The following is an 11994-nucleotide window of genomic DNA, read 5'->3' as shown; positions in this document are numbered from 1 at the left end:
GTGTCATTCCCTCTCTCAAACGGTTCTCGGTGGTACAGGAATCTTTACCTGTTGTCCATCGCCTACGACTTTCGTCCTCGGCTTAGGCCCTGACTTACCCTGAGCGGACGAACCTTCCTCAGGAAACCTTGGGTTTTCGGCGGACGGGATTCTCACCCGTCTCTCGTTACTCATGCCAACATTCTCTCTTGTGTGATGTCCATAGGTCCTTACGATCCTACTTCACCCCTCACACAATGCTCCTCTACCAATTATACWTAGTATAATTCCATAGCTTCGGTAGTAAGTTTTAGCCCCGGTAATTTTCGGCGCAGAATCACTCGACTAGTGAGCTATTACGCACTCTTTAAATGTATGGCTGCTTCTAAGCCAACATCCTAGTTGTCTGTGCAATTCCACATCCTTTTCCACTTAACTTACATTTTGGGACCTTAGCTGATGGTCTGGGCTGTTTCCCTTTTGACTATGAATCTTATCACACACAGTCTGACTCCTGAGCATAAGATATCGGTATTCGGAGTTTGATAGTCTTCGGTAGCCGGTGAAGGCCCCTAGGACAGTCAGTGCTCTACCCCCGTATCTCTCTATCTCAAGGCTAGCCCTAAAGCTATTTCGAGGAGAACCAGCTATCTCCAGGTTCGATTGGAATTTCTCCGCTATCCACATGTCATCCCAACCTTTTTCAACAGATATGGGTTCGGTCCTCCACTGAATTTTACTTCAGCTTCAACCTGCACATGGATAGGTCACCTGGTTTCGGGTCTACGCCACACAACTATTTCGCCCTTTTCAGACTCGCTTTCGCTACGGCTCCGTACCTTAAGCACTTAACCTTGCTGCATAACGTAACTCGTTGGCCCGTTCTACAAAAAGTACATGGTCGTTCTTTAACGAACTTCCATTGCTTGTAAACATAGGGTTTCAGGTTCTTTTTCACTCCCCTTCCGGGGTTCTTTTCACCTTTCCCTCACGGTACTATTCACTATCGGTCACCAGGTAGTATTTAGCCTTGGCAGATGGTCCTGCCTGCTTCCCACAAAGTTTCACGTGCTCCGTGGTACTCCGGATCAGTCTCGACGCCTTCCTCTTTTCGCTTACGTGGCTCTCACACTCTTCGGCTCGTTTTCCCAAACGATTCTGCTAAAATTCAGGCTACCTTTATCGACTGTCCACACCCCCTCGTCCGTAGACTTAGGTTTGGGCTCTTTCCCGTTCGCTCGCCGCTACTTAGGAAATCACTATTGTTTTCTCTTCCTTCGGGTACTTAGATGTTTCAGTTCCCCGAGTTCCCTTCCTATAACCTATTTATTCAGTTATGGATGACTGGACATTACTCCAGCCGGGTTTCCCCATTCGGACATTTACGGATCAATGCTTGCTTGCAGCTTCCCGTAACTTTTCGCAGCTTACCACGTCCTTCTTCGGCTCCTGGTACCAAGGCATTCACCCTATGCTCTTAGTAACTTGACCATTGACTTTTTTACAAGTTTAGTCGCACATTTAATATGTTCGCATAAGCGAGGGCCATACTAAATATGTTTTGTATAAAACGATCTGACACGTTTTATACGTTTTTTGAATTCCAACTTTCGTTGAAACTCGTCGGTTTCTCGTTTATATGCAATTTTCAAAGTGCAAGTTTTGATGAAATCAAAATTTGTGAGGCGTTAGCCTCTTAATGACGAAGTCATCACTTTGTAGTGACGTAGTTTTCGTTAGAAAACGAGGAACTTCATCTCTACGGTTTGTTAATATTGATGCATTGTTTGAGAAGCGCTAGCTTCCCTTGCGATGTAATCGCAACTTCTTGTAACGAATCATTTTCATAGAAAATGATGAGGTTACTTTGAAACATTTTGTAATGCACTTTGTAGTGACGTAGTTTTCGCTAGAAAACGAGGAACTTCATCTCTACAACTTTGTGAACCAAAGTGTTTTTTTAAGCCTTAACGCCGATGTTGTTACTGTCGTGTAAGACTTTGATATTCGATTGCTCGAATCTACTTTATTAAATTCACTTTGCTTGCTTTTAAAAAATAAAAGCAACTGGTGGAGATTAAGAGACTTGAACTCTTGACCCCCTGCGTGCAAGGCAGGTGCTCTCCCAACTGAGCTAAACCCCCAGTGTTTTGGTTTGAGTTTCTTACAGCGTTTTGTGTTGAACTATAGTCTAAAGACTTAATTCTAGCATTTTTTGCTAAATGCCACATCACTTTTTTCTGACAAACAGAAAATTGCAAGACCCTCAAAATTGAATAGCGCAAACGTCTAATTCTCCTTAGAAAGGAGGTGATCCAGCCGCACCTTCCGATACGGCTACCTTGTTACGACTTCACCCCAGTCATTGATTTCACCTTCGACAGCTTCCTCCCTAAAAGGGTTGGACCACTGGCTTCGGGCGCCCCCAACTTCCATGGTGTGACGGGCGGTGTGTACAAGACCCGGGAACGCATTCACCGCGGCATTCTGATCCGCGATTACTAGCAACTCCAACTTCATGTAGGCGAGTTTCAGCCTGCAATCCGAACTGGGACTGGCTTTTTAGGATTCGCTCCAGATCGCTCTTTCGCTGCCCGTTGTACCAGCCATTGTAGCACGTGTGTAGCCCAGATCATAAGGGGCATGATGATTTGACGTCATCCCCGCCTTCCTCCGAGTTATCCTCGGCAGTCTGTCTAGAGGGTTCAGCTTGACCTGTTAACAACTAAACATAAGGGTTGCGCTCGTTGCGGGACTTAACCCAACATCTCACGACACGAGCTGACGACAACCATGCACCACCTGTCTCTCCTGTCCCGAAGGCCTACACCGGCTAGGGTGTATTCAGGAGGATGTCAAGACCTGGTAAGGTTCTTCGCGTTGCTTCGAATTAAACCACATGCTCCGCTGCTTGTGCGGGTCCCCGTCAATTCCTTTGAGTTTCACACTTGCGTGCGTACTCCCCAGGCGGAATACTTATTGCGTTAGCTGCGGCACCGAGGTTTGACCCCCGACACCTAGTATTCATCGTTTACGGCGTGGACTACCAGGGTATCTAATCCTGTTCGCTCCCCACGCTTTCGTGCCTCAGCGTCAGTTACAGTCCAGTAAGTCGCCTTCGCCACTGGTGTTCCTCCTAATATCTACGAATTTCACCTCTACACTAGGAATTCCACTTACCTCTCCTGCACTCAAGCCCAACAGTTTCAAAGGCTTACATTGGTTGAGCCAATGCCTTTCACCTCTGACTTGTTAGGCCGCCTACGCACCCTTTACGCCCAGTGATTCCGGATAACGCTTGCCCCCTACGTATTACCGCGGCTGCTGGCACGTAGTTAGCCGGGGCTTCCTCCTAGGGTACCGTCATTTTTTTCTTCCCCTAGGACAGAGTTTTACAATCCGAAGACCTTCATCACTCACACGGCGTTGCTGCATCAGGCTTGCGCCCATTGTGCAATATTCCCCACTGCTGCCTCCCGTAGGAGTCTGGACCGTGTCTCAGTTCCAGTGTGGCCGATCACCCTCTCAGGTCGGCTACTGATCGTCGCCTTGGTGAGCCATTACCTCACCAACTAGCTAATCAGACGCGGGTCCATCTCATACCGATAAATCTTTGGCTACTAGATCATGCGATCTCGTAGTCTTATAGGGTATTAATCACCGTTTCCAGTGGCTATCCCTTTGTATGAGGCAGGTTACCCACGCGTTACTCACCCGTCCGCCGCTTTCCTTAAGCTTGCTTTGACCGAAGTCTCCACTCCCTTAATTCTCGCTCGACTTGCATGTGTTAGGCACGCCGCCAGCGTTCATCCTGAGCCAGGATCAAACTCTTAATTATAATCCTTTTTGTTTAACTTCGTTAAACAAATCCAATCTAACGTTTGTTAGCAAACGTAAACCGGACTCATAAATGAGCTAACTTCCATTTTCGACCCAAAGGTCTATTTGGCTTTTGTTTTTCCGTTTGTCTCCACTTCCACCTAAGCTTCCATTTTGACTTTATCACTTTGTTTCTATTAAGCAATTTCTTCTGCCAAGATTGCTCTTAGTAGTTTCCATAAGCTCAAAGAATTGCGTGTTTTAATTCATTTGCGCTATTCAATTTTCAAGGTCCTGTGTGTTGTCGTTTCACACGACAGCTTATTCAGTATATCAGCTCGTCTGTGCTAAGTCAACACTTTTTTTATTCTTTTTTTTTGAAGCTCTTTTGTGTTTGTTGCTTCGCTGTGAGGCAACTTATTCATAATACTAAATATACTGGTCAGAGTCAACACCTTTTTGATGTTTTTTCACCATTAACTATCTGTAATGAATCAGAAAATTCTAATACTTTCATCTGTTTTCTTAGACTTAAATTTTTGTTTCATATATATATCTGAATAATCTATGTTATAGCCCTGAATATTCTATGCACTCTTACTCTCCATTAAATAATAGAAGCTATCCTATTTCTTATAATATAGAATATTCTTTTTTGAACGAGAATTTTATAAAGAAGTTGCTTACTACTCTTTTTCTAATGCCTTGACGCTTCTTTTTAATAATATTATAATAATCCTAATATTAAATTATTAGAGATGTTATTTGATTTATATAACCCTTGAGGAGATAGGATTGTGCAAGGGTTACGAAGGTAGCGAAGCGGACTGAGTATACGCTTTGAAATCAATCATACTCATCAGGAGGCATAAGATGAAAAGAGTATTTTCGGGTGTACAGCCTACAGGACAAATTCATTTGGGTAATTATATAACAATGAAGAACTTCGTTAAACAACAAGATGACAAGGATTGCCTGTATTGCGTTGTTGATTTACATTCAATTACAGTTCCACAAGATCCAGAACAGCTCAAAAAAAGTACCATTGAATTAGCTGCACTTTATTTAGCAATTGGCTTAGACCCTAAAAAAGTAACCCTATTTATTCAATCACAAGTCTCAGCACATGCTGAGTTGGCTTGGATTCTAAATTGTTTCTCTTACATGGGCGAATTGAATCGTATGACACAATTTAAAGATAAATCCGAAGGTAAAAAAGCCGTTACTACAGGGCTCTTTACTTATCCTTTGTTAATGGCTTCTGATATTTTACTATATGATACCAATTATGTGCCTGTGGGTAATGACCAAAAGCAACACCTCGAACTCACGAGAGATATTGCTATTAGATTCAACAATAGATTTGGAGATACTTTTGTAGTACCAGAACCTATTATCGCTAAAGTTGAAGATGGTGCTCGCATCATGGCTTTTGATGATCCTACACAAAAAATGAGCAAAAGTAATCCAAATGAACATTCAAAGATTACACTACTTGAAACGCCAAGCAAAATTAAGAAAACGATTATGAAATCTACTACAGACAGTGAAGCAAATATCCAATACGATCTTATCCATAAACCGGGTGTAAGCAATCTTTTGACTATATATTCACAATTTTCAGGTGAATCCATTCCTGCAATTGTTGCCAAGTATGAAGGTCAAGGTTATGGTTCACTCAAAAAAGATTTGGTAGACGTGGTTCAAGGTGAGCTTGATAAAGTCCAAACCGACTTTCAAAAAATTATTGATAGTGGTGATGTTTATGACGTCTTAAAGCAAGGCAGAGACCGTGCAACTGAACTCTCTACGGTAGTCCTAGATCGTGTAAAAAAACAAGTTGGCTTTGTAACTTTTTAATTTACCTATTATGGTTTTTGAAACTCCATTTTTATAAAAAAAACGGTTCAACTATCATCAAAAGATAATTGGACCGTTTTTTTTATGAATTAAGCGTTAGAATGTCCAAAATTGAGCAACCCTCTACCCAATTTTGCTTTTTATTACGATTTTCTAAATTTCATTCAATTTAGAAAGCTCTTTCCTAAATTTTTTAATAATTTTCTTTTCCATTCTAGATACTGTCATCTGGGACACATTTAATTCATCTGCTACTTGTATTTGTGTCTTATTTTCAAAAAATCGATCGTTGACAATTTTTATTTCGACCTCATTTAATTTTTTCAAACACATATTTATAAAATCTTTATTTTCAATTGTGTCGAAAGTCTTGTCGTCTCTACCAATAATATCTTGAAGTTGAATGTCCTTATCATCTCCGGATGCATCATAAGTCACATCAAGCGATTTTGGTGTATAAACTTGGGAAGCTTCCATAGCTTCAATAACTTCCTCTTCGGATACATTTAAGTATACTGCAATATCACTGACTTTAGGAATACGTTGTAAATCCTGTTGTAATTTTGCTTTAGCCATGTTAATCTTTTTAGATAATTCTTGGATTCTTCTAGGGACTCTAACAGACCATCCTTTATCTCTAAAATATTTCTTAATTTCACCAATGATTGTCGGCGTTGCAAAACTAGAAAATTCAAACCCCTTATCAACATCAAATCGCTCTATTGCATAAATTAATCCCAGAGAAGCCACTTGATAAATATCTTCATATTCAATACCCTTATTGATATATTTTTTGGCCAAAATTTCAGTGATATACATATGACGCTTTATGAGTTCGTTTCTTATTGCTAAGTCCCTATCATCCCTATATAGAACAAACAGATCTTTAGTCCCTATGCTTTTTAAATCCTTTTTTAAAGCAGAGTCATTTTCCTTCATAATATGCTTTTTATTCATGAACATCAGCCCCTAATCAAATAGTAAATCACTCCACTATTTTACTCATTATTATTTTAGTTCCTAATCCTTCTTCTGTATCAATTTTAACTTCATCCATTAGTGCTTTAATAATAAAAAGTCCTAGTCCACTTTCTTGTGGATCTTCTAACATTGGCTCATGATAATTATTGAAATCAAAACCATTTCCAAAATCTTTAATTTCAATAGATAGCGTTTCATTATTTTGTCTAAACTCTAAATTATAAGTATCTTTAGATCCAGAATGCAAAACCGCATTATTACAAGCTTCACCAACAGCTAATTTGATATCTTCAATAGCCTCTATATCAAATCCCATTTTATTTGCTACAAAAGACGCTGTCAAACGTGCAACACTTACATACTCTGGTTTACTTGGTAAAGACAAATTTACAGTATCATTCATACGACTTATCCACCTTTTCTTTTTATTGACGAATAGAAAAAATCTTATCTAAGCCAGTCAACGAAAATATTTTAAATATGCTAGGCTTAAGTTTTTCAAAATATACAGATTTATTGCCCATTTTGACATTTTTGTAAAAACTAATCAAAACTCCTAATCCCGTACTATCAATGTAATCTAGGTTTTCACACTTAAAAATAAAATCTGCTTGTCTCTTTTCATTGAGTTGAACTAATTCTTCTTTAAGCATTGATTTAGAGTTAATATCCACTTCTCCAATCAATTCGACTTCCCAACTACTATTTTCATCACTAAAACTTGTATTTAATCTTAAAGACATCTAATAACCCCCTTGTATCGCTCATCATTATAAACTCTATTTCTATTATACTATATTTCTGATTTTAAACCATCATTTGATTTTAAAGTATTTCGTATATAAAATTAGAATATAAAATAATTTTACGTTATAATAAAATTATTTCTAATTAATTTGACTCTCCTGCAACAGGAGACTGTAAACTAATTTAGAGTAAACACTCAATGGATCTAATAAATGATTTCTATTGACCTGATTCTATGATATTTCCTATTTTATCTGATTTATTAATATTTGTTAATATCTTTTTGATTCTTTTTATATTCACATTTTTGATTATTAAAGAGATAATGACATAACAACATTTTTTGCACATTTAAAGGGGGCGCTTTATGAAAAAACTGTATAATTGGAAGTTTGCATTGTTTATGAGTGTTTTTATTGCATTATTACTTTTATCATCTGTACTCTATGCTGATTTTGTTACATTACCAAGTGAAAACTGGTCAAAATACATAACATTATATCAATCCGATGTTACTGACCAAACTCAGAACTATTACGATGACATTTTTGATGTTGTCGATTATGACCATCAACTTCTATTAACTTTTAGTGATAAGCAAAAGTTGCATTTTAATATTCTAAATTTATCTGGTGAAATACAAAAATCTTTTACTTATGATTTGAATACCAACGTAAAAAAAATAAGTACTGAGATCAATTTAAATGTCTTAACTGTTTTAATTGCAACAGAGACTACACTTAATCAATATAATTTTAACCTAAGTGATTTTACATTAAATGCTCAAGCTGAAATCACAAATCATTTTGAAAGTGTCAAGCTAGATGGAAAAAATGCGGTTGTTTATGTTGATGATACTTTTTACTTTTTTAATGGTACAAATTTGAATTTTGTAAGCGAGAATTCAAAAGTCGAGCAATTTGATTTTCAATTGGATCAAAATAAACTCTTTATCAATTTACTTGAATACAATTTAGGCGGTTACTATTTCAGCTTATACCGTTATGATATCAATCATGATGAGCTCTTTTATAAAGAGAATATGCAGAAAGTAAATGCAATCTCAGGCACTATTTCATTGGATACAGATTTATTTATTAAAGAGGATCACCTTTACAATTGTATGATTTTGAAAAATACAAAATATGGACAAAATTTTGAAACGAATCTAATTGTAGATAAAAACACATTAGATATTATAGAAAGTGTTGATTCTTCAAATATGAGTTATGATCCGAATACCCAATTTGTAAGCTACAATGATCAAGTTTACATTGCTTATAATGACAAAAGTTTTATTGGTAAATTAGAAATAGGATCTCAGTTTAAAACATATACAAATGTTTTTTTAAGACCCATTACTAAAGGTCAAGAAATTGAACAATTGCCTTTTAAAATTTTAACAAAGTCTCAAAATTATGCGCCAAACTTTAAATTTATTACCGTTGATAAATTGGATTATCTCATTACAAATGAAATTGATCATGGCCAAAATGTCCTTTATATTTCTAGTAATGAACCAAACATCATTAAACAAAGTACAAAATTAGCGCTAACGGATTATCAAAATATCTTTTTTGGTGCTTTGACTTATATTCCAGCATCGCTTATGACCTCTTGGATGGTCATCATTGGATTACTATTTCCAGTCATTTTTGTAGTCATTCCAATCGCAATTATTAAAATGAATTGGGTTGAAAGAAATCCTATTAAAATGTTGTATTCTGCTATATTGGCTTATTTGCTTGTAAAAATTTATTATGTTTTTTCAAATTTTGATTTACTATTGTTTTCAAATACTTCAATGGGAACGCCACCATTCCATCTAAGTTCAGTTTTCTTATCGAGTTTGACTTTTATTTTTACAACTGGAATAAGTTTATTATGTATTCATCTTTTTCTTAAGAATAAACCTCAAACACATTTCATTACAGCCTTTTTCTTTTTCTTTGTATTTGAAATGATCCAATATCTGTTTTACATCACAACCTATGCTGTCATGTATATGTAATTAAAGAGAGCCAATTTCAAGTAATTGAAAATTCACTTGAGATTGGCTCTTTAATTTTATTCTATTCTTCTTCAGTCTCAGTAATTTCGCCTAAAGTATTTTCTATCAATGTCTTTTCTGATCCTTCAGAAGCAATATCCTCTGAATCAACATCTTTTATTAAAGCAATTGAAACTAAGTTCGTTTCATCATTAACTTTCATCAGACGAACACCGGATGTAATTCTACCCGTTACTGAAATTTCATCTACTTTAATTCGAATGAGCACACCGTTATCATTGATAATCATCAAATCATCTGAATCTTCAACAACTTTAGCGCCAATAACACTACCCGTCTTGCTATTAATGTTATAAGTGATAATGCCTTTTCCACCTCTGGTTTGTTGTCTATATTCTGTCAGTGGTGTTCTTTTACCGTAGCCATTTTCAGAAACAATTAACATTTTCCCATTTTCTGTAACAATATCCATTTCAATAACATGATCATAGCTTGCAAGTTTAATAGCTCTTACACCTGTGGCAGTTCTACCCATCGGACGTACATCATTTTCACTAAATCTAATCGATTTTCCTTTGGCAGTTATCACGATCATTTCATTGTTACCATCTGTACGTTTAACAGAAATAAGCTGATCATCCTCGTTGAGGTTAATGGCAATCAAACCCGTTTTACGAGATGTATCAAATTGATCAAGCGTCGTTTTCTTTATGACACCTTGCTTTGTACACAATGTCAAATAACCATTGTCAAAATCTTTAATTGGCACAATGGCATTAACACGTTCTTCCGGTTCAAGTGGTAATAAGTTTACAATGGCTGTTCCTTTAGAAATTCTTGAACCATCAGGAATTCTATAAGCTTTCATTCTGTAAACTTTACCAAAATTAGTAAAAAACAATAAATAATCATGAGTTGAAGTTGTAAAGATATCTTTGACAAAATCCTCTTCTCTCGTAGACAATCCAGTTTTACCCCTACCACCTCTTTTTTGAGAAACGTACTCCCCAGTAGAAACACGTTTGATATAACCGGCGTGTGTTAAAGTGATAATGACTTCATCTTCTTCAATGAGATCCTCGTAATCAATTTCATCTGGATTAATGCTGATATCGGTTCTTCTTTCATCGTTATATTGTTTTTTAATACGCAATAAATCTTCTTTGATAATGCTTAAAAGCAATTCTTTGTCATTTAATAAGGATATTAAATAATCAATTGTTTTTAATATTTCAGTATATTCATTTTCAATTTTTTCACGTTCAAGTCCCTGTAGTCTTCTCAATCTCATGTCTACAATTGTTTTCGATTGAATTTCTGATAGATTGAAGCGCTCCATCAATTTTTGTTCAGCATCATTGTAAGCAGATCTGATGATTCTAATGACTTCATCAATGTTATCAATGGCTGTTCTAAGGCCTTCAAGGATATGAGCACGATCTCTTGCCTTCTGAAGATCAAAAACAACTCTTCTTGTTTCAACTTCAATTTGGTGATCAATATAAACGGAAATTATTTCCCTTAAGTTCATAACTTTAGGTTCGCCGCCCACAAGCGCAAGTAAAATAATACTGTAAGAAACTTGAAGCTGTGAATTTTTATAAAGCTGATTGAGCATGATATTAGCATTTACATCTCGACGAAGTTCAATGACGACACGAATACCATTTCGATTACTTTCATCTCTTAAATCCGTAATGCCTTCAAGTCTTTTGGATTTTACAAGTTCGGCAATCCCCTCAATCATTTTAGATTTATTAACTTGATAAGGAATTTCTGAAACAATTATACGTGTCTTACCATTTTTCATCTCTTCTATTTCAGCTTTTGACCTGAGAATAACTCTGCCTCTGCCCGTTCTGTATGCACGTTTAATGCCCTCAATACCCATAATTTCAGCGCCGGTTGGAAAATCAGGTCCTTTAACACATTCCATAAGATCATAGACATCTGTTTCAGGATCATCCATCATTTTTACAACCGCATCTATAACTTCACCTAAATTATGGGGTGGAATAGAAGTGGCCATACCAACGGCGATACCATTTGAACCATTTACAAGAAGATTAGGAAAACGACTCGGTAATACCACCGGTTGTGTTTCTGTCTCATCAAAGTTTGGCATAAAATCAACTGTATTTTTTTCTATATCTCTTAAAAGTTCTCCAGAAAGACGTGTCATTCTTGCTTCTGTATAACGCATGGCAGCTGCACCATCGCCATCGATAGAACCAAAGTTACCTTGACCATCAACAAGTAGATATCTCATGGAAAAATCTTGTGCAAATCTTACCATAGCACCATAAATCGATGAATCACCATGTGGATGGTATTTACCAATAACTTCTCCAACGATACGCGCAGATTTACGATGTGGTTTATCATGCGTAAAATTAATTTCGTTCATCGCATATAAAATACGTCTATGAACAGGTTTTAAACCATCTCTTGCATCTGGTAATGCTCTACTGACAATGACACTCATTGCGTAATCCATATACGATTTCTTCATTTCATCCATGATGTCTACTTGAATAATCGTCTCAGATTCATTTATACTTTCATTGATTTCATCATTGACGTCATCATTTTTAAAA

Annotated in this window: 6 protein-coding genes, 1 tRNA gene and 2 rRNA genes; 2 read left to right on the top strand and 7 right to left on the bottom strand. The window is 36.6% G+C overall.

Features of this window, described 5'->3' with window-relative positions:
• From F3D3_RS01935 to F3D3_RS01925, 3 genes are all read right to left on the bottom strand, one after another.
• Positions 1-1470 (bottom strand): 23S ribosomal RNA (locus F3D3_RS01935); the annotation flags it as partial.
• Positions 1471-2047: 577 nt separating this feature from the next.
• Positions 2048-2123 (bottom strand) — tRNA-Ala (locus F3D3_RS01930).
• A gap of 159 nt (positions 2124-2282) precedes the next feature.
• Positions 2283-3817, bottom strand: a 16S ribosomal RNA gene (locus F3D3_RS01925).
• An 854-nt stretch (positions 3818-4671) separates the two neighbouring features.
• On the opposite strand from F3D3_RS01925, the gene trpS reads away from it, so the two are divergent.
• Complete coding sequence (gene trpS, locus F3D3_RS01920) at positions 4672-5658, top strand: tryptophan--tRNA ligase (protein ID WP_069870672.1); 987 nt, start codon at positions 4672-4674, stop codon at positions 5656-5658.
• A 153-nt stretch (positions 5659-5811) separates the two neighbouring features.
• On the opposite strand, the gene F3D3_RS01915 is transcribed toward trpS, so the two are convergent.
• Genes F3D3_RS01915 through F3D3_RS01905 form a run of 3 tightly spaced genes read right to left on the bottom strand, consistent with a single transcriptional unit; the run spans position 5812 to position 7382 of the window.
• Complete coding sequence (locus F3D3_RS01915; RefSeq protein ID WP_069870671.1) at positions 5812-6615, bottom strand: SigB/SigF/SigG family RNA polymerase sigma factor; 804 nt, start codon at positions 6613-6615, stop codon at positions 5812-5814.
• 28 nt (positions 6616-6643) lie between these two features.
• Complete coding sequence (locus F3D3_RS01910) at positions 6644-7042, bottom strand: ATP-binding protein (protein WP_069870669.1); 399 nt, start codon at positions 7040-7042, stop codon at positions 6644-6646.
• Positions 7043-7064: 22 nt separating this feature from the next.
• Entirely contained in the window at positions 7065-7382 is a 318-nt protein-coding gene (locus tag F3D3_RS01905) for an STAS domain-containing protein (RefSeq protein ID WP_069870667.1), read from the bottom strand.
• Positions 7383-7753: 371 nt separating this feature from the next.
• On the opposite strand from F3D3_RS01905, the gene F3D3_RS01900 reads away from it, so the two are divergent.
• Positions 7754-9397 carry a hypothetical protein gene (locus F3D3_RS01900; RefSeq protein ID WP_069870665.1) on the top strand — a complete coding sequence of 548 codons (1644 nt, stop codon included), beginning with the start codon at positions 7754-7756 and terminating at the stop codon, positions 9395-9397.
• Between the two features lie 61 nt (positions 9398-9458).
• Here F3D3_RS01900 and gyrA read toward each other — a convergent pair whose 3' ends face one another.
• Entirely contained in the window at positions 9459-11954 is a 2496-nt protein-coding gene (gene gyrA, locus F3D3_RS01895; protein WP_084388762.1) for a DNA gyrase subunit A, read from the bottom strand.
• Positions 11955-11994: the final 40 nt, after the last annotated feature.

It is taken from the genome of Fusibacter sp. 3D3 (genome assembly GCF_001748365.1).
Lineage (GTDB): Bacteria > Bacillota > Clostridia > Peptostreptococcales > Acidaminobacteraceae > Fusibacter_A.
The sequence above is the reverse complement of the archived record's forward strand: the minus strand, read 5'-3'. Positions and strand labels throughout refer to the sequence as shown.